We start from the raw sequence: 22,137 nt of genomic DNA, 5'->3' as shown, positions 1-22,137 counted from the left end.
CAACCTTCTCTACAGCTTTTTTTCATGGACTATGATCAATGCGGTCCCTTCACTCCTTCCGTGCGAATTATCTGAAACTTTTCAGTTTGGCCTGTATTTCAATGATGTCCTCACAAGGCAGTTTCGCAGACGACGAACCCACCCAAATCCAAGTCGTCGCCCATCGCGCACATCATGTTAATTTCCCTGAGAATACGATTCCAGCGATCACATCCGCCATCGACATTGGCTGTGATTATGTCGAACTCGATGTTCGGACGACTGCGGACGGACATCTGGTTGTCCTGCACGACTCCACCGTTGACCGAACCACCAACGGGCATGGTAAATTAGCCGAACTGACTTTGACGGAAGTCCAGTCACTTGATGCAGGCATCAAAAGGGGAGAAGAGTGGAAAGGAACACGAATCCCGACTTTCCGAGAATGCCTCGAAACCTGCCAGGGAAAGATCGGCGTCTATGTCGACCATAAGAACGCCGATATCAGTCAAGTGGTGAGGCTTCTTAACGAATTCGACATGATCGAGCAGACGATCGTGTATTGCTACTCCGCAAAAACAGTGAAAGCGTACAAACAACATGCTCCGCAAATCCGAGTCATGATGGGCCATCCAGACACGGAAGAGAAACTGAAACAAATCATGCGGGACGTCAAACCGGAAACACTCGATGGAAACCTGAGTGACTGGACGGATCAGCAAGCGGAACTCGCTCGCGAACTGGGTGCCGAACTCTGGTTCGATTGCCTTGGCGATTCTGACAATAAAATGGGCTGGGAACGGGGACTCATTTTAAAGGCGACTGGAATTCAGTCGGATCGACCGAACGAGTTAATCGAGTTTCTGAAAACCAAAGGACTTCACTGATGTTCAAGGTAAACAGGGCAGATCAGTGCGAGCCTTTAAATGACGGAAATCCGGCGATCCATGCGTAACTTCGCGTAGTTTGGGCTATTTGCCAAATGGGCAGAATTTGTCACTTTGACAGTCGTTCTCTGCAGAAGGGACCCATTTTCGGGCTTTCAACAGAATCTTATCGTTGATATATTTCCGTCCCGCCTCACCCGTTGATTATTTAGCGAATCGAGTCTACCGGAAGCCAGTCCGATCGAAACTGCGCGCAATTTTCAATTATGAACGCGTACTACATTCGCGTTCAATGTTTCTTCTTCGCTGAATCTATTTGCCTGGATCGACGGTGTAGCGTAAGGAATCTGGAATGTTCGTCCCGTCTACTAATTCAATGCTGCTCCGCACCACGTTTTACCTGGTCGCATTGCTGACCGTAGCCGTGGGTTTAGCGATTGAATGCCACGCGGATGAAATCTCGGCGACGGAAAATCGGATCGAACATTTGGAGCGAGAGCTTCAATTACAGTCGTCCGAACTTCAGCAGCTCAAACAAGAACTGAGGTTAGAAACATCGATAGCTAAGATCGACGATGGTTCGATTCGATATGATCGCGGGCTCATTCTAACTCCCGGAGATGGAAGCAACACGCCGTTTTCGCTCAAAGTCAACGGTTGGTTTCAGTTTCGTCATCATGATTTTAATAGTCATGTCGAATCGTGGACTGATAACGCCGGTATCACTCATCCTGTTGAGAATCGCAATGCTTTCGATATCGAGCGTGCCCGATTGGTACTATCCGGGCATGTGCTCGATGAGCGGCTTACTTATTTCACGCAGATTGATGGGGACACCGACGGTGGTCATCAACTCGATTTCTTTGACTATTACTGGGCGTGGAAATTCGACGACTCTTTTTCCATTCAAGTAGGAAAACGAAAAGTCTCCGCCAGCCGACAGTGGTTGCTGGGCGCACGTCGTACTCGACTAATCGATCGCCCCATGGCCACCGACTTCTTTCGACCAGACCGGACGGTGGGTATCTGGGCCGTGGGAGATCTTCCGGGAAACGCATATTATGAGTTAATGGTAGGGAATGGTTACCGTACAGCGAACCTCCCCGAAACCAGCACCGATGACCGCTTAACTTTTGCGGGGACCAGCTATTTAGACCCGCTTGGTGATTACGGAAATACGCTGGACGATGCCAAAGATCGCGATTCCCTCCTCGTTCGAGTCGGACACTCTTTTGTTTATTCTCCCACCTCGGAGGCGACCGGAGGGAGCCCTTTGCCGGAAACTAATTTCATCAGATTAACCGACGGTACACGACTGACGGACACTGGAGCACTTGCTCCAGGGGTGACCGTTTCTGATGTCGACATCTACTTCTACAGCATCGATGGGGCATTCAAATACAAAGGCTGGAGTTTCGACGCAGAACTTTACCTACTCTGGTTGGAACAATTAAAAGGAGACGCAGCACTCCCCATGACTGACTTAATGCAGCATGGTTTTTATGTGGAAGGGGGACGCTTTCTGATTCCCCAGAAACTTGACGCGAACGCCCGATATTCAGAAATCGATGGGTTCTATGGTCGCGGGCGCGAAATTGCGGCGGGCCTGAATTACTATCCACTCTCCAATCCTTACCTGCGTCTATCCTTCGATGTCACACGAGTTATTGACAGCCCACTCCAGAATACCAGTAGCGATATTCTCGTCGGCGACGATGGTTTGTTATTTCGTACACAGGTTCAAGCCGAGTTCTAGACACCCTATCATTTCAGCAATGTACTGAAAGTTCTCATCGGCTTGCGTTTATGGAATGATTTCGTACGATGGATGCATCACTTTTACGTCGCCACCAGTGGCGATCTCTTTTGATGTATTGTCCGGGATGGAATCATTATGAAAAACTATCGCACTTGGTGCACAGGTCTATGCTTTGTCCTGCTGTTTTGTGGAGTCCTGTTTACGATGAATGCAAATGCTGCTGAAAAAGGCTTTGGTAAAATCATCCGACTGGACGATCGGCTGAACGACATCATCCCACAAAAAAATACCGTTACGAAATTGGCTTCCGGATTCACTTGGGCGGAAGGCCCCGTGTGGATTGCTGAAGGTGGTTATCTTCTATTCTCCGATATCCCTCGCAACTCGGTGATGAAGTGGAAAGAAGGGGAGGGGATCTCCGTCTTCCTCAATCCGTCAGGTTACACCGGGCACGACTATTACGGTTTGGAGCCTGGCTCAAATGGTTTGGCACTCGATAAAGAGGGGCAACTCATGTCGTGCGAACATGGTGACCGCCGTGTCTCCGTATTGACCAAAGGAGGAGGCAAACGGACGTTTATTGATAACTACATGGGGAAACGGCTTAACAGCCCGAATGACCTCGTCATGAAATCGAACGGCGACATTTACTTCACAGACCCCATCTATGGTCTTCCCGATCGTGCAAACGACGCTCGACGTGAGCTTGATTTCTGCGGCGTATATCGACTCTCAACCGACGGCACCTTGACTTTGCTCACCGATGAAATGACACGTCCCAACGGTTTGGCATTTTCTCCCGATGAATCAAAATTGTATGTCGCCCAGTCCGATCCCGATGCTGCGATCTGGCGTGAGTTCGTGGTCCATGAAGATGGTACCCTTGGCGAAGACAAGCTCTTTTATGACATCACCAACGAAGTCGGCAAGAAACCAGGCTTACCGGACGGCCTGAAAGTAGACGCCAAAGGTAACCTGTTTGCCACAGGCCCGGGAGGAGTCCTCATTTTCTCTCCTGATGCGACTCTTCTGGGTGTCATCGAAACTGGTGTTCCCACGGCCAACTGCGGTTGGGGCAACGATGGCCACAGTCTCTACATCACCGCCGACTCGCACTTGCTTCGTTTGGAAACTACAACCAAAGGGGCTGGTTGGTAGTCACTCTTTTTCCGAATTCAAAACAACCTTCGCGCGCTGAGTAATGGTATCCAATCTTCTCGCGCGCGAATGTTTTTCCGACTCGTGGGTTTTCCAGTTTTCTGCGGAACATTAATCCCGGCGCGCTGATCTTTGGCGCGTTCACTTTGATCCTCGCGATTTTAACCCGATGGATGGTGAAGATATGAACGATCCAATATCACGGAGACATCTCCTCGCTTCAACGATGGCTGCAGGCGCAGCTTATGCATTGAAGCCACTAAGTCATCTTCACGCGGAGGATAAGACCGAAGTGAAACCTCAGCCACAAATGGCTTGCTTCACGAAATCGTTTCAGGATTGGTCGATTCCGGAAGTCTGCCAACGATTCAAGTCGATTGGTCTCGACGGGTTGGATTTAACTGTTCGTAAGAATGGCCACATCAATCCCGACAAACAGAATGTGCACCAGGAGCTCAAACAGGCGGCTCGCGCCGCCGATGACTCTGGAATGAAGATTCTGTTTCTCACCACCGATATCACTGAACCTAATGCACGTGCGGAAGAAGTATTAGCGGCAGCGGAAGCCATCGGCATTCGTAAAATCAAACTGGGATATTACAAATATAATGGATTCGGCAACCTGCAGCAGCAGATGGACCAGGTCAAACAGAAATTGGCGTCCGTAGGGCAGTTATGCGCTCGGTACAACGTTCTTCCCTGTGTCCATATCCATTCGGGAACCAGTATTCCCTCTGATGGCTTTATGCTGTACGAGTTGCTTAAAGATATTGATCCGGATCACGTCGGTGCTTACGTAGATGCTCTTCACATGACATTGGAAGGTGCCGGTGACGGATGGAGACAGGGACTCGACTTACTCGCGCCTTGGGTCGCCTTGTGCTCGATCAAGAACTTTCAGTTCAAGGCAGAAGGGCGTGACGAACAGGGCCAGCTGAAATGGGACAACTATAACTGTCCCGTCGCGGACGGAATTACTCCCATGCCTCGATTTATGCAAACGATGAAGACCATTGGTTTCACTGGCACGTATTCATTGCATAGTGAATACAAAGGGGGAGGCTCGTTCAAGGATCTGACGACAGAAGAGTGCCTGGAGCAGACGGACCGCGATTTGAAGTTCGTCCGCAGCCTGATGTAACACTTTGCCCAACGATCATTATCAGACTGACCTCATATTGCGTGCCCCGACTAACACGTCCCGGGTGCCGCGGTTAGCTCTTCTTGGGTGCCCCAGCTAGCTCGTCTAGCCGGGCGATGGCAGAATAATATTGCTGCATCTTCCTAGCCCACTCTCTCTTGAGATCTCTTCGATCTCTGCAAACTTGTCTGCAAACAACATTTCTAAAAAGTCGGCGAGCCGAGTATTCGTAAGACGAAAAGAATAGACTTACGCTTCGAATGCTGTTTGCACGGAAGTCTTCATCTTGTCCAGGCCTTCACGGGACACCTCGACGGGATCCCGTTTCCAATAGGTTGGATTGAAAAGCTCCAACGAGAAGGTTCCCCGGAAACCGACTTCGTGTAGATTGCGGAAGATCGCCGAAAGCGGAGCGACACCATCCCCCGGAAAGACACGGTCTTTATCGCTGATCGAATCGCGTGGTGGATTGGCGGGATAATCATTCAGGTGAAACACATGAATGGCCTTCTGCCCCAGCATATGGAGCGAATTAAAATCGGAGCCCCCTTTGTAGATGTGGTAAACATCCGGAAGCAGGCAAGCATCGGGATGCCCCGATTCCATGGCGACGAAGGTTGATTCCCCCACGCGTGATAGATTTTCCGAAAAGCCCCAGACTTCCAATTGAGGGATAATCCCAAACTGCTGGCCAATATCCAGAATCGCCCGGTACCGTTCAGCGGCTTGCAATAGATTCAAGGCAGGGCCATTCGTCGCCCCCGTGGGAGGAGCTGCGATGCGGGTTCCTCCGATTTGCTGTAATTTATCGAGATCGACTTTAAGCTGCTCCAGGCCCGCAGCACGTTCCTGTTCATCATCGACGATCCACCGTGCGAATCCGATGGCGCTGTCGACTGTGAGACCGGCGTCCTCAATCCGCTTCCGCAGATCGCTGAGTGATCCTCCTTCGGCTTCATATTTATCGAGTTGACGAATCCAGGGTTCGATTCCGTCGTAACCTAACTCGCCGGCAATCTCGATTTCCCTCTCGATACCGAGGTCCTGCTCCCGAATCGTACTGGTATTCAAGCAGTAGCGGAAATCATTAACCGAAGGTTTCGGCTTCGCCGGGAGATCAGTCGCCTGAGCGGACTTATCGCCGGAAAGAAATGAACCAGCCACCATTGCACCTCCTGTTGCCAGCAAAGTCCGGCGAGACAGCGATTGAGAATCCTCGGTCGACATCAGTTTTGTATCCAAAAAAGAAACGGGCAGTAGTAGTGATCGAACGGCATTAGTGATCTAACGACTGGAGGCTTCGACCGATTTCTGTTCGCGTTGATACAGCATAAATGATGTGTTCAACTCTTCGTGATTGATTTTCCAATCGGGACTGTCATCAGTGTATCGCTGGCAATGTTCGACAAGCAACCGATGCAGGAATTTAAACAAATGCCTAGGAACCCGCAATTGTGCAAACAAACGGATCAGTTCTTCACGCGAGACATCTTCTTTGAACCAATCCGAGATCGACAACGTTGAGACAAGTTCGTTACCACTGGAGGCACATGCCCGGATGCGGTCGTTAGCGACATCAAACAGAGATTCACCCGTCCATTCGAGGGACATAATCAAGTTCTGTTTATCTAATCGTGAACGCTCGTAAAACTCGTCCTTTTCGCGATTGAGATAGTACACCACCTCGGCCGGCAGCAACATTTTGAATCCGAGTCCGGGGTGTTTGAGGAATTTATTGTCAAACATTGGCCAGAGCAGATCGCGAATCCGTTCTGCGTTTCCGTTGATCAAGTGGGGTTCATCCATTCGGTCAACAAGAATCACAATACTCTTGAACCCCAGCGTTTTCAGGATGTTCTGGAATTTGCGCAGCAACTCGTATCGGTCGTCACTGCGATCCTTATGCGGCATCGGTTGGCCCTGGATCTCATCCCGAGTAAAGCAGGAAAGAACTTTACGCAACAGGTTTGGCGAATGATCAAAGATACGGATCTGTCGAGATATCTGCCAGCAGCGCCACCACAAACCCGTTTGCCGCAATATCCAAGGTAGCCAGAAAATAAACAACATCGTGCCAAGCCCGACCCAGTACCAATAGGTCAGATCCTGTACTCCATACCAGAACAATCCGACCACGGTCGCGATGGTCAAAATTGTAGCGATCACCCAATCGAGTGATGACTTCCAGCAAGAGAACTTCAGCTGTTTGCGCAACTGGTGCCAGCGGGTTTTGTAGGGTTGATCATGCGAGTGGTTATAAAAGCTGGCCAGGAGCAACAGGTCTCGTCGCTCCAGTCGTGAAAGCCGAGAGAGCTTTTCCTGATCGAATGTCTGCTTTACATCAGAACTTTGTGTACCGGTAATCGTATTCAAGAGATGATTAACACCGATGGACAGAATTCCGTCCATATGGTCCCACAACCGCCAATACGAGATAACCCGCTCCGGGCGTCGATTCCGCCCGTGCAGTCGATCGCGGAAAGTATCCAGATAGGGATTGAAATTGTCGTATTCCAGAATGAAAACTTTTTCCTCGGGATGTTCTTCATTCCATTTCTGGAGTTCTTCTACAATCTGCAACCGAAGGGCGGTCTTGCCTGCCCCTTTTTCTCCGAAGACAACCGAGGTAGAGGGATGCTCGGGATTGCCATAGATTTTGTCCCAAGCCGGGTGATGTGTGGCCGAAAGACAAAACCGCTGAAAAATATGATCGGACTGCGCATCCTCTTCAGCGAACGGATTTTCCTGCAGACCGTGATGTTCGAGAAACTGTTGTAACTTCATAGGTGCGTATTCTAGATCTTGTCCAAGATAAGTTTGGTGGCTTCTGGACGCGAAAGTCCTTTAAAAAGTCGACGTGCGTTGCCAATTCCCTCGTCGATTTATGGCTTCGCATTCCTGATCAGCGAGCCATCAATCCTCTAAGGAGAGACTGGTCTCTCCGTTGTTGCTCAATTCTGGAGAGTGGACGGCGCAAGTAAAAGTGAGAGGGCAGGCCCTAGTTCAATTTTGAGTCATAATCTTGTCAAACGAAAGAAAATTTAACGCCAAACAAGCCTGTACACACGTCAAACACCCGACAAACCAGAATTTCTAGACTATCCGCTTGGTGAAGAGACCACAGAAATCTGGTGTCCAATCGCAGAAAGAATTCGTATTACCGGCTGAAAGAAGGGGATTTTTTGACGGAGTAAGCAACGTTATCAATCGGAGTAAATCCAAAGTGGAAAGCGATTTAGGTTTTGATTCTGAAATGGTCCCCCATTGTATTTGAATTCGCGTTCTTCAGTTGATTGACATTTTTCGCGTGAACGGTAGGATCAGGGCAGACTTGGGTGCTCGCTCTGCTTGTTGCGGAGTGAGAGAATAGGGAAAACGGTGTAAGTCCGTTGCGGTCCCGCCACTGTAACCAGGTACGAACGCTACCGGGGAAATCGTCCTCTTAACAGAGTGACTGAGATCCCCAAACCACTGCTGAGAACAGCGGGAAGGTCGTAGCTAGTAGGACGATCTGGAAGCCAGGAGACCTGCCCAGAAGTCGTAATGGATCCAACGGTCTATTCGAGGCAAATAGCGCTTTAACCGTTGACGTTGACATTCTGTTTAATTGGCTGTTTAACTGTAAACAATTAATTATTTTCCAGCAGAAGCTCAACCTCAGGAATGTCCCGTGTAACAATGCGGAGACTATTTCATAATTCTTCTCACTAGCACCAGAATTAACATGGGTAGTTCGGTAACTCAAGTTTGTTACCGTGAAGAATTACGGCGTTACTGACATCGAATCGACCTCGTGGTCTAACTCTTGAGAGGGTGATGTTCTCTCTCACAGACAACGAGGTATTGTCGTGCCTATTTACAGACACAAAGAGTCTAAGCAGCCCATCCGTTCCGCCGCTAATCAGCCTGTGGATTCAAATTCGCGTAGCGGATTTACGTTGATTGAACTGTTGGTTGTCGTGGCCATTATTTCGATTCTGATCTCACTACTGCTCCCAGCAGTGCAAAATGTTCGGATGGCGGCTCGCCGGACACAATGTCGAAACAACCTGAAGCAAATCACGCTCGCCTGCCACTTGTATATGGATAACTGGCGCGGCTACTGGCCACCCGCCGCCCCCGATCAACACGTCGGATTCGGAGGAACGACCCGCTGGCACGGCGTGCGTGAGACTGCCGACGGCACTACCGCTTTCAATTCCAGCAAAGGACCTCTGGCTCCGTTCATGGAAGGAAACGGTGCTATCAAACGCTGTCCAGAAATTGGGGTATTCAGCAACTTGAATGAAGATGCGAGTGCCTTCGAAGCGGGATCGGGAGGATACGGTTACAACAATTCTTATCTGGGTGGAACTGACTGGAAAAACCCTTATCCCCAAAGCCTGATTGAGTCCGCGCACATCAACGAAATCGATAGTTTGCAGCGAGTGGTTGCCTTCTCTGATGCGGCGTTCGCAGTCACGAGCATAGAACAGCCCGAACCTCATCTTATTGAATACGGGCTCATTCATCCTCCTTTTTGGGTCGACAACTGGACTCCTACCTATGTTGAAGCAGGGTTCCGGCCTAATCCGTCGATTCACTTTCGCCACGCAGGATTAGCAATGATTGGTTGGGCCGATGGCTCAGTGATGCCTGCACGAATGTCGGAAAGTGGTTCGTCATGGTACGGTGCGGAGCCGATTGATTTCAACATCGGCTGGTTCGGTCCGATGGATCATAACCGGTTGTTCGATATCCGACGTAAACTTCACTCCGAAATGGGGACTTTGGCCCGATGACGTTTTTCGATAGTACCTGTTGTGGCACTTCAAAACGATACCTCGCTGCCTGCCTGCTGTTTGTCTTCGTCGGATGCAACGAGTACCACGCCGTGGACGATGTCGGTTACCCGACAGCCTGGTACGTCACAGTTCAACTCGAAGATGGAACGATCAAAACCATTATGCAGGAAGAACTCAAGGACTTTGCTTCCGAAACGCCGACTGCAAAAGGAGTGATTGGGTTGGATCGTCGGGATGGTAAAGAAGTGGTCATCCCGCTGGATCAGGCGTTGAAGTTAGACCCTTCGAACACCCTGATTATCACACGGCATCAAAACCTCCAAGACCCTGAATCGCCCTGATGATTTAGAGCAGCAGATAGTGTAGCGAAAATTTAGTATCGCAAAGCTGAGAGCCTCGCTGATCCGACTTTGGGTTGGCGGGCTCTTTTATTTAATCGCTCCTGAAACCCGCTGAGGGGTCTAATTCGCTCTTGTTATGCAGAAGATAATACAGCCGAACCAGGCTTCAGGATGGGTTCTTACATATCTCTTGGGCAGAGTTACTCGGTCAGGTTTAAACGGTTGATCTGTTCCAGAATCAATCAAGAGTAACACTCCATACGACCAGATGCTCACTCTGTCCACGAACCTCCTGCGGTGGATGCGGCGTGCAGAGAAATTCCTTATTGAGTCCTTCGCGGGTCGCGTTGGTTATCAGGAAGGGCGATTGCAACTGTTTAGTCAGAGACTCGACGCGGGAAGCGACATTCACCGTATCGCCAATCACTGTGAATTCCATGCGGCGCGGGGAACCAATACTACCGACAATTGCTGGACCCGAATGGAGACCAATTCCGATTTCCAACGGAACCGTTCCCTCCGCTTTCAGCTGTTCGTTCAGCTCGATCAACCGAGCGAGCATCTTCTGTCCCGCCTCGACAGCCTCTTTTTGTTGCACTTCGGGCTGCGAAGTTAAACCGAAGATGGCCATAAAGCCATCTCCTAGGAATTTGTTTACCATTCCACCTGAAGATTCGACGATCTCAACCATCTCTGTCAGAAACCGGTTCAACAATTCGACAATTTTCTGAGGAGAAGTGCTTTCGCATCGTGAGGTGAAGCTACGAATGTCAACGAACATCATCGTCACCTGCGTTTCGAATCCACGAGCACCAAGGTCTCCTTCCAGAATCATTCGGGCTGCCTGTTTACCAACATGACGACCGAAGGTTTCTTCAACGCGTTCCTTTTCTCTCAGACCGGTGACCATATGATTGAATTCATCGATCAATGGTCCAAATTCATCGGCTCTCAGCAGATCGACTCGAGCCTCGAGATTTCCTTCGGAAACCTGTCGCGATGCATCCCGCAGATCTTCCACCGGGCGTGTAATCCAGCGTCCTCCCAACCATGCTGTTGTCAGTCCGAAGACGATTCCGATCACTCCCACCGAGATTTCGAACCAGGGAAATTCAGGCTCTTGTTGTGGGGCAAGTCGCAACAGGAGTAATGAAATAATCGGGCACACACCTGCGGACAGTACCCATAACAAACCGCGAGCACGCAAAGAGAGCGGGCGTGCTCCAGACGTGTTGGAGGGGGATCCCTGTTGAAAAAAGACCGGGTACAGTAATTTTTGAGCCAACATTTCCAGAATAAAGAATGAGTGCGTCGATGCAATTAATCCCGAAACCGCAAATGAAATGGGAAGCAGAGCATAAACCCGAGGATCGAGTGGGGTTTCATGGGATGCGAGGGATCCCAGAAACACCGGAATACAGAGAAACCAACCGAGGGCGCCATAACCGCTTCCATACCAGGGAAGATTGATCACGACTCGCCGGGCCGTTTCCAGTTCATGCGTCTCCAGCATTTCTCCGGAAAGAATCTGGAGGTAAGTCCGTCTCACATATCGAAGTAAGCAACACCAGACGATCAATGCTGCCGGATAGACCATCACGTTATAGATCGCAACCGTTTTGTAAAAGAGCCCCAGTTGATCCGTGGTGAGTAACCGCTCGACGTGCACCGCGTTGTAGGCGATGTTAAAGCAACTTCCGATCAACTGTGGTATGAAGATCGACACGCCAGTTACCAGCACAGGGTGTTTGTAGAACCACTCCGGAAGATGAGTTCCTCTTCGGCGAGAGGGAGGCAGACTGGACGAGGATATCGACATACTGGATGCGGGCTTTCTTAGAGCGATCTAGTTACTTCGGTCAGTGTACTCTCTATTCCGCCTTTTTGTACAACCAGACTTCGGATAACAACGTTCCCCATCCACCTGTATTCCGCCACACTGTCACGTCCCCCAGATCTCCTTCGCCGATTCTGTCCTGTTTCTGGCACCACAGTTTCAGTTTTCCATCCACAGTTGATTGACGCGGAATTTCGAATTCAAACTGACGGGGAGTAAATTCAGGTAACGTCATATTTTCCACAAGAGGTACATCGTCAGCAAATATACTTTCCTGCTGTTGCGAATGGAAACCCTGGTACCGCTCCTTGTAGACAGGTCGGGCGAGGGTCATCCGTACGACATACTGTGCCTCTGGATCGAGGTCCTTGTACTCCAAAGTGACCCCTTGTTCCTCGTTGGTGGTGTAGGCACAGACTCGCTGTGACTTCTTAACGGTTTTATCAAAGAAGCCACCGTCATACGGCCAGCCGTAAGTAACATGCGGAGAGTTATCGGGATTTCCTACATCGTCGTAAAGTGCATCGACACGCTTCATTTCATAATCGATCATATTCTGCAGAATAGACCGGGCCTCTTCTGTTTTTGCCACGCTTGCCGCTTCGATTTGGTCGGTATACCAGCCCAACCCCACATAATCCTGTTTAAGATTATACATTCCCGCGATTTGCACACCGTAGATTCGATCACTCTCACGACCAAGTTGATGCGATCTCTTCACCCAGTCCGTTGCCTCTTTCGGCAACTGTGGTCCAGCGATCAACAGTCCGTTGATTTCCTGTAATTTGGATTTTGTTTCGTTTGAGGAGACGGCCTCTTCCGCCAGATTTTTAATCTTTGACAGCAATTCTTCCTGTGCCCTTACATCCGCTTGAATATACAGGTCCGTATAAGCCCGCTGCTGGTACTGTCTCCAGAGCCAGTCTGCTTGTAACCGGTTCTTCGGAATTTTCATTCCCGCTCTCTCCACGAGATTGGCGAATTCCTGAATCCCCTTGTTCTTCTCGATTGGTATTTGCATATTTCGCTCAAACTGAAAGATCGCGTCGACCATCAAGGGAGCCGCTTCAAGTCCAAAGAACGTTTGGCAGTATTCAAGAACTATTTCTCTCAGAGCTACATCGGGCGCCCACAATAACCGTTGCCACATCCAGTTGTTGAAATGATCGTGATTGCCCTCGGAGTAGGTCACATCGCCAATGCCGTATCGCTCCGACTCTCTAAAGAAGTCGTAATAGGCCTCGGGACGTGCATTAAAGGCACGTCGATTGTAAACACGATACATTGCCCGATCCGGTTTGCGATCATAAATGTAATGATCCGCTGTGGGAGGAACATTGTGATTTCGGTCGGGCAACATATAGTGCCCCATCAATCCGTTCTGTGCATAGACCCAATGAGTGATGTCTGTAAAGAACACGAGATCATGCTGAGGCGGCATCTGTTGCAACATCTCGCGGTAATAGCGATCCATCGCCCCGAAAGCAGGATAACGGAAAAGATCCATACGATGATCCTGACGTCGTCCAGGCATCCAACCCATCGCATTCGATCCCGGACCAACTGCTATCGCCCGCAGCCAGGGTTCAGGATGCTCTCGTAAGTATTTAAAGATTGCCAGATCGCCATCATTGTCGAGCTTCTGATTTAAAACAAAGATTTCAGTTTCGGGTTGATAGCGATGAATGATCTCGGCAATGTCATGACACATTTCAATGTAGACGGCACCATAAGGGCGGCAGAGTTCGCATTCACATCCTCCGCCATCACCCGATTTCAATCGGACGTAATCCACAGGCGCTAAATCTCGCCAGCGACGTTCCTCAATCATCAATTTGTACTCGCGGGCTTCAGGCACTGAAAGACAAAGATAACCGTGACGACCAATCGCTTCCTGGGCCTCCCATTCTGGTTTGTCGGCAGGAGCCCCCGAATTCGGGTTCATAGACAAAAGTACTTTTAACCCCAGACCACGAATGAATTGATAGGTCGGGCTCTTTTCGTTGGCGTCATGTCCAATAGAAAAGGTATTCGCTCCTGCCAGAGCATACCCCACCACGGCCCGTTCCCATTCTTCTGGTGTCCACTTTCGAGAACCAGTCAGTTCCGTAATGGTGTGGCCCTGACTGACTCCTGTGCCGCGTACCTCAAAGGCAGGAGCTGATCTTATTTCTAGATCGTCCGGAATGACGATAGAGTCTTTCTGGAATTCGAGTTGTCTCAACAACTCGCCAATACCATACAGTACCCCACGAGTATCAACACCAATAATATGCGTTTCATTGCCATTCTGGACCAGTACAAAACCTTCCGGTCCGGGATCCCGCTCCGACGGAATCCCTCCATCGTATTGAATCTGCCGTTCTGCTAATGAAGCTGACGTATGGAGATAGACCACGAGTCCGTGAGGAGCAACTTTCCCAATCGATTCGCCTTTTCCTTTAATCACCACCGGCACAGCACTGTATCGTTGAATTTCTGATTGCAGAATTGCCTGATACCGGGGGACAACCTCGTTATCCACTGCCGTTGAGGTGATCATCACATCATTGAAACTAGCGGCCAGCAATCTTCCGTGCTGCACTCCACTGCAAAGCAGTAGAGCTACAAACGAGATCGTCTTCCCTATTCGATTCATTACTCTCTTCTTCCTTACAACAACAGTCTTGATTTCGGGCAGTTCCACAGAAGCATTAGACAATATTAAGGTCAGCCTATTCAGCGAACACGACGCACCCGATGGTTTTCACTATCTCCAATGTAGATCGTTCCATCCGGGCCCACACAAATCCCATGGGGACGATTCATACTTGCTGAAGTCGCAGGCCCGCGATCTCCCTCCGGTCCTCGCCATTTCGGGCCTCGTCCTGCGACCGTTGTTAGGGTTCCGGTTTCGCGATCAATATTACGAATGACCTGATTCTCCGTATCGACTACAAAAATGTTTCCTTTCGGACCCACGGCAATTCCCTTGGGGCCATTGAAGGTTGCCTGAAGAGCGGGGCCACCATCGCCGCTGAATCCTTTTTTCCCAGTTCCCGCGACATGTTGAATGACTTCAGAATCAAGATCCAGTTTCCAGACACTGTGTCCTTCCCGAAGCGCGATCCACAGCGTTCGACCTTCTACCGTCAAAGCGCGTGGCCCCAGCATCGGTTTCCCACGAACCACGTCACCATCGACGGGTAGTGATTTGGCTCCATTGCCAGCGAGTGAATTAATGGTTCCTGTCTTTAAGTCAACAACACGAATTCGATGATTTCCAATATCGGCAATGTAAAGCTTTCCCTGTTCATCCAGCCCAATACTGTGTGGTCGTTTCATCTTGGCTTCCAGGGCAGGGCCTCCATCACCCCCATAACCTTCTTCACCACAGCCCGCGACCGTCGAGATGATTCCCGTCTGACGATCAACGCGTCGAACCAGATGATTCTGCATTTCCACGAAGTACATATTTCCGTTCGTATCAAATCGAACTTCATACGGTTCGTTCAGGAGGGCGGTCGTCGCCGGTCCGCCATCTCCTGCGTAACCCTTCCTGCCTGTCCCCGCGAATGTGGTCAGTTGACCCGTTTCTAAATCAAGCCGACGTACCCGATGGTGATCGACTTCGCAGATGTAGAGTGCACCATCAGGCCCAAGCTCAACTCCAAATGGATTTCCAATCGGAACCTCAACTGCGCGTCCAGTCACTGGCACGACTCCCGATTCTCCAGTACCAGCGATGGTCTCGATTGTGGCAGAATCGTCTGCCAGTGAGAGTGAAATCGTTAGTAGGATACAACAGCCAGAAAGGACAAATCGTCTAATGGAATAGAATCGTAATGGTGTAGTTCCCATCAAATAAAGGCTTTCATTTCGAACGAAGAATCAATGAGGAAATAATGACAAGCGAGTGGGAAGACGAAATACTTTCGTATCCTCTGTCAAAGATCTGGAAGGGATTCCATCATAAACGAAACAGAGGTAAACGACAGCCCACCAGTTCATAACAACAGCAGGTATCTATCTGTTTTTCAGATTTCTTTGTTGATTATCGAAATCTCTTTACGTTTCTTACATTGGCTAATCATACACTGACTCATGCAATCTATTTATTTTTAACTCACCCCATAAGGAAGTTCCTTAACAGGTTTCACGAAGTGAATTCTCATTCAGGATTTCCCAAATGGTATCCAGACTTAGTCAACATGAATTACCACCTAGTTACCAATTAACTTTTTTTCATCACGCCTTTGTTCTCCTTTCTGATCCTTCTCGGACTTTTTCTTTTTTGACCGGCTGACGAAAGCGTTCGTTTTCTTCGGCCACGCTGTTATCGCGATCATTCTGATCGTTGATTGACAGCACTTCTTGCGGGCTCCTTAGTCATTTCTTTGCCCGGCAGCTCCTGCCCCTCCCTTAGTGGAATCGTTGCGTCCTCGTCTCACGCGAATCGTATTGATTTCTCTTAGAAGTTCAGGTGCTGCTCCAACTCATTTCTTTACGAATCTGGTCCGCTACGACCTCGATTTCCTCATCAGGCATCGAGTCGCCCCATTTGCGCGCCGAGGTTCTGAACAAGGAGAAGGATGATGAACACCAATTTGCTACCATTCCGCTGGAGAAATTCCATTCGCAAACGGAAATCGATGATGGCCACTGGCGCTCTCGAGAAACTGGAAGAGCGAACCATGCTCTCTTCTGTCACCGCTTCCATCGATGGCGTTGGTAATAACGAATTAAACGAGGAGTGGGGTGCAACAGATACTGAATTAATCAGGCTGACTTCTGCTGAATATAGCGATGGAATATCAACTCCTGCAGGAGAAGATCGTCCCAGTGCACGAGAAGTCAGTAACGCACTCGTCACTCAAGAAACAAATGATCTCAATGCTCAACATCTCTCGGACATCGCGTGGATCTGGGGCCAGTTTATCGACCACGATATCGATTTAACCGAGAATGGTGATCCATTGGAAGCCTTTGACATTGAGGTTCCCCTGGGTGATTCCTCATTTGACCCAGATGGAAGCGGAGATGACGTTATTGATTTTAACCGGTCCGTCTTTGATCCAGAAACCGGCACGTCGACAGACAATGTGCGACAACAGATCAACCAGATCACTGCCTTCATCGATGGTTCCGTCGTCTACGGTTCCGATGAAGAACGGGCTGCAGCTCTCCGAACATTCCAGGATGGCAAGTTGAAAACCAGTGAAGGTGATCTCCTTCCGTTCAATGATGTCGGGCTGGAAAATGCGGGAGGGACCAGTTCGTCTCTATTCCTGGCAGGCGATATTCGTGCGAATGAAAACGCGGCATTAACTTCAATGCACACGATCTTCGTTCGTGAACATAATCGTCTCGCCGATGAAATCGCAGCAGAGAACCCCAGTTTCAGCGACGAGCAAATCTACCAGGAAGCGCGTCGCATTGTCACTGCTGAGATTCAGGCGATCACTTATAACGAATTCCTGCCAGCATTACTGGGGGAAGGAGCCTTGAGTGATTACATCGGTTACGACTCCACCGTGAACCCGGGCATCAGTAATATCTTCTCCACCACTGCTTACCGGTTGGGACATAGCCTTCTCTCTTCGGAATTACTCCGCCTGGATTCGGATGGCTCCGTAGCGGAAGAAGGTAATTTGTCTCTGAGCCAGGCGTTCTTCGCTCCTCAAGAGCTTACGGCGAACGGAATCGATTCCATCCTCCAAGGCGCAGCAGCAAACACAGCCCAGGAATTGGATACACAGATCGTCGACGATGTCCGGAATTTCCTGTTTGGAGCCCCTGGAGCAGGGGGCTTTGATCTCGCTTCGCTTAATATTCAACGAGGCCGTGATCATGGTCTGCCCGACTACAATCAGGCCCGCGTCGACTTGGGGCTCGCCCCGGTCACCTCTTTTGCCGACATAACTTCCGATGTGGATTTGCAACAGAAGCTCGAAGAGGTTTACGGTTCAGTCGATAATATCGACGTCTGGGTAGGAGGTCTGGCGGAAGATCATGTCGAAGGATCCAATCTGGGAGAACTTGTCCAGACTGTCCTCGTCGATCAGTTCACTCGTCTTCGTGATGGAGACCGGTTGTGGTACCAGAATCAATTCGACGGAGAGGAACTCCTGGAAATTGAAACGACCACGCTGGCCGACATTATCGAACGCAATTCGGATGTCGAGAACCTGCAAACGAATGTCTTCTACGACCCGTCGGTATTTTACTACAAAGCTGATGCGAACAAGACTTCGACTAACCTCGCTCTCCGCATCGACGAAAACCGGGCGATTGTTCGAGACATTCAAGCTGGACAGGTGGTGGCGGAGCAACCGCTCAGTGAGATCTCTAAGATCAAACTCGTGGGAGCGAATAATCAGAACTCTCGCTTCGTCGTCGATCTTTCCGAATCGAGTGATCTGGGTGTGTTGGATATCGATGTCTATGCCAATGGGAATGGTGACCAGTTGGTCTTCCGCAGCATTCCGGGGCGGCAACAGCTCTCGAATACTGATGGCGTCGCTTTCGCTGACCAAGTGAAAGTCAACTATCAGAACGTCGAACGAGTTATCGTCCAAAGTACTCGTCCAGTGGAGAAGAGCAATCCTCATGATAAGCGAGATAACGACCGGCGAGAAAAGGATCAAAAGAGCCGTGATCGCAACCGTCGTGAAGCTCAGCTGGCGAGTCAGGAAAGAGAGTCCAAAAGCTCTAATCAACGCAATAACGACGGAAGGATATCGGCAGCGGCGTTCGATGAAGCGTTTCGGAGATACATAAGCGGTCTCCTTGGTTAGTTTGTTTGACACCAATCCGCTTGGCAGGACTTACCCTCGTTGGGTAAGTCCTGTGTTTTTAATCTTCGTATCTCACGTTCTCTTATTTCACAACCTTCAGAGCTTTATGCTTCAGCTCTTCATGAGCTCGATTTTTCCAGTACGCGGCTTGAAGAAAGAAGATCCCATTGCTCGATACCTGATCGTAATCGAGTCGACAGATTGATTGGTTCAAAACCTCCTGTTGTTCATCCGTGAGTACCGCCTCATTTCCCAGCTGCGCCAGCGACGCCTCCCCGCATTCGCGAATGGTATACCAGACACCCCGATACTTTCCCTTGTGGGAAAGTCCCAATGTGGTACGCCAGTCCCCGCAAAGCATCGTCAGGTCCAACTGCTTCGCTGCCTCATTCGCGTGAAGGGCTCGGCTTTGACACTCCTCCGCGATTCCTGCTTGGATTTCTTGCATGGTATCTTTTAATGCGGGATCCGTTTCCAGACTGGTGAGCATTTCCAGCGATATTTGCATCTGGAGCAGGGCATAGGTCGACTCCGCTTTCGGCACACGACGAGATTTCTGAACTGCCTCGCCGATGTAGTTCCGCCATAAATCATGATACTCCTGCTTTCCAGTTACGTCCCAGGCGGCTGCATAAATCATTGGTAACCGCGACCATTCATGCGAGTTCACATTCCACATCCGGCTAATCCCCCGAGTGTCGCGCGAACCATCGGCCCGTAAAGAATCATAGTTATTCTCCGGAATCACATTGCGCGTCATCCGATCCGCGATCCGCGACAGGAGCTGACCGATCTCCGCTTTTGTTTCGACACCACACATAGGACTGTCGGCGTAATGCCAGAGAGCATGCACGGCGTGCGTATATTGATCGCGAGAGGAATTCGGATAGAAGCTTTTCAAATCTTCATGACAGATCGCGCGTGAGACAAACCCTTCTTCAGTAACGCACGCACGAATTCCCTGATAAGCATCAAATGCACGTTCTTTCAATCCTTCTTCGCCCGTCACCGCAGCACGATCCAGAATCATCGAGAGCATCACCCCTCCGGAGATCATTCCGTCTTCCATGCCAGTGCCGTAACCACATTCATTCGGATTCTGCTGCTGGACCTCTTCCTTCGTCGGCAGATGCGCCAGTTCCTTCCCTGGTTCATAGCTGATCAAGTAGTCATAGAACAAATGCGTATCGTCTCGATAGAACCGCTTCCAGGAAACCTCCCAGGCCTGTCCTAACTTTTTCTCCACTGGCAATAGTTCCGCCGCACTTAGCTCATTCGCCAACGAGACCTGCCCGCACACCCCCGCGAGGCAGACCATCGACACCACTAATTTCATATTGAAAGTTTTCAAGACCATCTGTTTTCCACGCTACTAGTATGAATGAACCCGTTAAAATAAACGCACCTCATCTTAAATCAGCCGAGAAGCAGATGATAGCAAACCGCATGAAACTTATCGCTGCGAAACTCACCTAACCTCACCAACCTAAGTGCGTACAAGATCAAACTTCCTTACAGAAATATCTTCCTCTGTTATAGAGTGACGCGCAGTCATCCCATAAGTAAAAGAATTACGTCATGGACACAATCAAGCAATTCCCGCTTATCTCGATCGCATTAATATTTCTCGCCTGTATCAAGTTCGAGTATCACACGGAGACATCGAGTTTCAATGTCCCCGGTCTCGCGGGTGGAATGTTGGTCATCGGAATTCTGGGTATTGTACTCCTCTTCAAGATTTTTAATGCAGTTGAATCCTACTGCATGCGAAGAAGATGGCTCCGTGTAAAACCCTACTATCGCTACGACATTCTGATTCCGGTGACGATCTTAGCTGTGGCACTACACATGCGATACGTCGGTCCGGAAATTGCCACAAAGGGAGAGCAACAGAACCTACAATGGATCTTTGAGTGGAGCGACAAAGATTTGAGTGGGCACTTCGTGCTTTCGGTCATAGGTATCGTATTGCTACTACGAATTCTCACGTTGATTCGGAGCCTGAACTCACCACCAATTGACGAGAAACCGGTGACGTGCTGATTTAAGTCACACCAGACAGTCAGGTAATTCCTCCGCGAGAATTCTTTCGACAGCAGTCTCGGCCTGCGGAAGCAGTTCAGGATGAGTTTCACCAACTTTACCAATAATATTCGTAGCCCAGAACAGGACGTAATAAGCAAATCGTTTATTCGCCTCGTTCCCCCAATCACCTCCCGACTGCCGATAGGATTGGCAAAATACCGCGAAGGCACGGGATTCCCAGTTGAGTCCTATCCGATTAAAGTCTTCCAGTGGGTCGCCTCCACCCGCAGATTCACAATCGACGAGTCCCGTAATTTGACATTCTGAGTCAACCAGAATATTACGTGGCTGAAAATCTCGATGGACCAAAACGGGTGACGAGGGAGCACTTTCCAGAGCCTCCTCTAATTCCATAAACTTCACCTCAATTTGCCTGAGCAATGACGCATGCAAGCATCTCGATTGGCGAGTAAGTGTGATCAACCAATTCCGACGTCGGCGATGTTCATCAAGCAGAGAGATACCTGGGTCGCGAATCCACGTCCCAAATCCGGGCGTCTGAATTCGATGTAATTGCGTAGCCAGCTTTCCAAGTTGTTCTGCGAGATGGACTGAGGACTCGGTGGGATTCACGTCGAAATCATGTGCAATGACTCCCGGCAATCGCCTCATAACGAGCCACGATTCTCCTGTCGGAAGTTGCCTTTATTTTCGACAACCGTCGTCAGGACATCTTCGTACTCTAATAAACTCAATGTTTCGCTCTCACGACGAGAACGATCACTGTGCTTGTCACAGAAGATTTTCAGCACGCTGCTGCCCAGGACATACACACAGTTCGAGGGTGAACCCAAATCGTCCGGTAGCTGATTGAACCAATCAACCAAATGGGCAGAATGGAGTACTTCTCTTAGACGCGATTCAGGAAGTTTCAACTCAACGCCCCGTGATGCTGAATGTCACACCGAACACGTGATAGAATCCAGATACTTTGAGAATGTCGTTAATGTAACCGAATACTCCGCTTGAAATCAGACACCCCACCCCCGGCTTTGAAGCGACTCCGTTGCACTTTCTTTATAGTTCCCCTTAGAAAAAACTCGGTTCATATCTGAAAGCGATATTCCTATGTGCTTTTCGAAAAATCGCCGGAGCCTGTTTTCAGAGTGCAAGTTCACTCTGAATATGCGAAAGTGATGGTATATTCACCTTTCCATCGAGACTCAATATGCCCGATCAAAATGACACAAAAAAGAGATTCATCACCTCATTGATTTTTGGAGTGTCGATTTGGGCAATACTAATCGTTCTCTCACTCTTGATGGAGTATTTGCTCAATTCATCAGCACCAAGCGGTCTTCGAGGTATGGGGCCGATCCCGGTATTCTTCCTGTCCACTTTAATTCTAGGCTGGATACCGGGGACAATTGTCGGCGTGTGGAAGTTCAAA

16 protein-coding genes and 1 riboswitch are annotated in these 22,137 nt (G+C 49.6%); of the genes, 8 read left to right on the top strand and 8 right to left on the bottom strand.

The features are described 5' to 3' along the window. Nucleotides 1-38: 38 nt before the first annotated feature. From Pla110_RS10215 to Pla110_RS10200, 4 genes are all read left to right on the top strand, one after another. Nucleotides 39-866: a glycerophosphodiester phosphodiesterase family protein gene (locus tag Pla110_RS10215; RefSeq protein WP_144995674.1), complete on the top strand. Its 828-nt coding sequence runs from the start codon at nucleotides 39-41 to the stop codon at nucleotides 864-866. 352 nt (nucleotides 867-1,218) lie between these two features. Then, nucleotides 1,219-2,622, top strand: coding sequence for a porin (locus Pla110_RS10210; protein WP_144995673.1), 1,404 nt, complete (start codon nucleotides 1,219-1,221; stop codon nucleotides 2,620-2,622). A gap of 138 nt (nucleotides 2,623-2,760) precedes the next feature. Beyond that, nucleotides 2,761-3,783, top strand: a complete 1,023-nt coding sequence (locus tag Pla110_RS10205) for an SMP-30/gluconolactonase/LRE family protein (protein ID WP_231742967.1) — start codon at nucleotides 2,761-2,763, stop codon at nucleotides 3,781-3,783. A gap of 184 nt (nucleotides 3,784-3,967) precedes the next feature. Then, on the top strand, nucleotides 3,968-4,924 hold the full coding sequence (locus Pla110_RS10200) for a sugar phosphate isomerase/epimerase family protein (RefSeq protein WP_197440638.1): 957 nt from the start codon (nucleotides 3,968-3,970) through the stop codon (nucleotides 4,922-4,924). A 249-nt stretch (nucleotides 4,925-5,173) separates the two neighbouring features. Here Pla110_RS10200 and Pla110_RS10195 read toward each other — a convergent pair whose 3' ends face one another. Next, a complete protein-coding gene (locus Pla110_RS10195; RefSeq protein WP_144995671.1) occupies nucleotides 5,174-6,151 on the bottom strand; it encodes a sugar phosphate isomerase/epimerase family protein in 978 nt (325 codons plus the stop codon). A gap of 57 nt (nucleotides 6,152-6,208) precedes the next feature. Next, nucleotides 6,209-7,708: a P-loop NTPase family protein gene (locus tag Pla110_RS10190; protein ID WP_144995670.1), complete on the bottom strand. Its 1,500-nt coding sequence runs from the start codon at nucleotides 7,706-7,708 to the stop codon at nucleotides 6,209-6,211. A gap of 532 nt (nucleotides 7,709-8,240) precedes the next feature. Then, nucleotides 8,241-8,473, top strand: a riboswitch (cobalamin riboswitch). Between the two features lie 359 nt (nucleotides 8,474-8,832). Here Pla110_RS10190 and Pla110_RS10185 point away from each other — a divergent pair. Both Pla110_RS10185 and Pla110_RS10180 read left to right on the top strand, forming a co-directional pair. Beyond that, nucleotides 8,833-9,705, top strand: a complete 873-nt coding sequence (locus Pla110_RS10185) for a DUF1559 family PulG-like putative transporter (protein ID WP_449301128.1) — start codon at nucleotides 8,833-8,835, stop codon at nucleotides 9,703-9,705. Further along, the gene (locus Pla110_RS10180) at nucleotides 9,702-10,049 is read left to right on the top strand and encodes a hypothetical protein (RefSeq protein WP_144995668.1); all 348 of its coding nucleotides are present in this window, start codon (nucleotides 9,702-9,704) and stop codon (nucleotides 10,047-10,049) included. Before Pla110_RS10185 ends, Pla110_RS10180 begins: the two co-directional genes overlap by 4 nt. 238 nt (nucleotides 10,050-10,287) lie before the next feature. On the opposite strand, the gene Pla110_RS10175 is transcribed toward Pla110_RS10180, so the two are convergent. The 3 genes from Pla110_RS10175 to Pla110_RS10165 form a co-directional block, all read right to left on the bottom strand. Next, nucleotides 10,288-11,868, bottom strand: coding sequence for an adenylate/guanylate cyclase domain-containing protein (locus Pla110_RS10175; RefSeq protein WP_144995667.1), 1,581 nt, complete (start codon nucleotides 11,866-11,868; stop codon nucleotides 10,288-10,290). Nucleotides 11,869-11,920: 52 nt separating this feature from the next. Next, nucleotides 11,921-14,524: a hypothetical protein gene (locus tag Pla110_RS10170; protein WP_144995666.1), complete on the bottom strand. Its 2,604-nt coding sequence runs from the start codon at nucleotides 14,522-14,524 to the stop codon at nucleotides 11,921-11,923. An 80-nt stretch (nucleotides 14,525-14,604) separates the two neighbouring features. Continuing rightward, nucleotides 14,605-15,726: an NHL domain-containing protein gene (locus Pla110_RS10165; RefSeq protein WP_144995665.1), complete on the bottom strand. Its 1,122-nt coding sequence runs from the start codon at nucleotides 15,724-15,726 to the stop codon at nucleotides 14,605-14,607. Between the two features lie 731 nt (nucleotides 15,727-16,457). On the opposite strand from Pla110_RS10165, the gene Pla110_RS10160 reads away from it, so the two are divergent. Further along, complete coding sequence (locus Pla110_RS10160; protein ID WP_231742966.1) at nucleotides 16,458-18,662, top strand: peroxidase family protein; 2,205 nt, start codon at nucleotides 16,458-16,460, stop codon at nucleotides 18,660-18,662. Between the two features lie 82 nt (nucleotides 18,663-18,744). Here Pla110_RS10160 and Pla110_RS10155 read toward each other — a convergent pair whose 3' ends face one another. Beyond that, the gene (locus Pla110_RS10155) at nucleotides 18,745-19,998 is read right to left on the bottom strand and encodes a hypothetical protein (RefSeq protein ID WP_197440637.1); all 1,254 of its coding nucleotides are present in this window, start codon (nucleotides 19,996-19,998) and stop codon (nucleotides 18,745-18,747) included. Nucleotides 19,999-20,240: 242 nt separating this feature from the next. Between Pla110_RS10155 and Pla110_RS10150 the strand changes: the two genes are divergently transcribed. Next, on the top strand, nucleotides 20,241-20,705 hold the full coding sequence (locus Pla110_RS10150) for a hypothetical protein (protein ID WP_144995664.1): 465 nt from the start codon (nucleotides 20,241-20,243) through the stop codon (nucleotides 20,703-20,705). Between the two features lie 6 nt (nucleotides 20,706-20,711). On the opposite strand, the gene Pla110_RS10145 is transcribed toward Pla110_RS10150, so the two are convergent. Then, nucleotides 20,712-21,359 carry a phosphotransferase family protein gene (locus tag Pla110_RS10145; protein ID WP_144995663.1) on the bottom strand — a complete coding sequence of 216 codons (648 nt, stop codon included), beginning with the start codon at nucleotides 21,357-21,359 and terminating at the stop codon, nucleotides 20,712-20,714. Then, nucleotides 21,356-21,622 (bottom strand): hypothetical protein, encoded by a 267-nt coding sequence (locus Pla110_RS10140; protein ID WP_144995662.1) that lies wholly within the window; start codon nucleotides 21,620-21,622, stop codon nucleotides 21,356-21,358. Before Pla110_RS10140 ends, Pla110_RS10145 begins: the two co-directional genes overlap by 4 nt. Nucleotides 21,623-22,137 lie beyond the last annotated feature (515 nt).

This window comes from Polystyrenella longa (genome assembly GCF_007750395.1).
In the GTDB taxonomy this organism is placed as follows: domain Bacteria; phylum Planctomycetota; class Planctomycetia; order Planctomycetales; family Planctomycetaceae; genus Polystyrenella; species Polystyrenella longa.
The sequence above is the reverse complement of the archived record's forward strand: the minus strand, read 5'-3'. Positions and strand labels throughout refer to the sequence as shown.

Coding starts and splice junctions, on each gene's coding strand:
- Pla110_RS10200 (WP_197440638.1), top strand. CDS start 3,968: ATGAACGATCCAATATCACGGAGACATCTCCTCGCTTCAACGATGGCT.
- Pla110_RS10180 (WP_144995668.1), top strand. CDS start 9,702: ATGACGTTTTTCGATAGTACCTGTTGTGGCACTTCAAAACGATACCTC.
- Pla110_RS10195 (WP_144995671.1), bottom strand. CDS start 6,151: ATGTCGACCGAGGATTCTCAATCGCTGTCTCGCCGGACTTTGCTGGCA.
- Pla110_RS10175 (WP_144995667.1), bottom strand. CDS start 11,868: ATGTCGATATCCTCGTCCAGTCTGCCTCCCTCTCGCCGAAGAGGAACT.
- Pla110_RS10160 (WP_231742966.1), top strand. CDS start 16,458: ATGATGAACACCAATTTGCTACCATTCCGCTGGAGAAATTCCATTCGC.
- Pla110_RS10165 (WP_144995665.1), bottom strand. CDS start 15,726: ATGGGAACTACACCATTACGATTCTATTCCATTAGACGATTTGTCCTT.
- Pla110_RS10190 (WP_144995670.1), bottom strand. CDS start 7,708: ATGAAGTTACAACAGTTTCTCGAACATCACGGTCTGCAGGAAAATCCG.
- Pla110_RS10150 (WP_144995664.1), top strand. CDS start 20,241: ATGGACACAATCAAGCAATTCCCGCTTATCTCGATCGCATTAATATTT.
- Pla110_RS10215 (WP_144995674.1), top strand. CDS start 39: ATGCGGTCCCTTCACTCCTTCCGTGCGAATTATCTGAAACTTTTCAGT.
- Pla110_RS10145 (WP_144995663.1), bottom strand. CDS start 21,359: ATGAGGCGATTGCCGGGAGTCATTGCACATGATTTCGACGTGAATCCC.
- Pla110_RS10155 (WP_197440637.1), bottom strand. CDS start 19,998: ATGAAATTAGTGGTGTCGATGGTCTGCCTCGCGGGGGTGTGCGGGCAG.
- Pla110_RS10170 (WP_144995666.1), bottom strand. CDS start 14,524: ATGAATCGAATAGGGAAGACGATCTCGTTTGTAGCTCTACTGCTTTGC.
- Pla110_RS10210 (WP_144995673.1), top strand. CDS start 1,219: ATGTTCGTCCCGTCTACTAATTCAATGCTGCTCCGCACCACGTTTTAC.
- Pla110_RS10205 (WP_231742967.1), top strand. CDS start 2,761: ATGAAAAACTATCGCACTTGGTGCACAGGTCTATGCTTTGTCCTGCTG.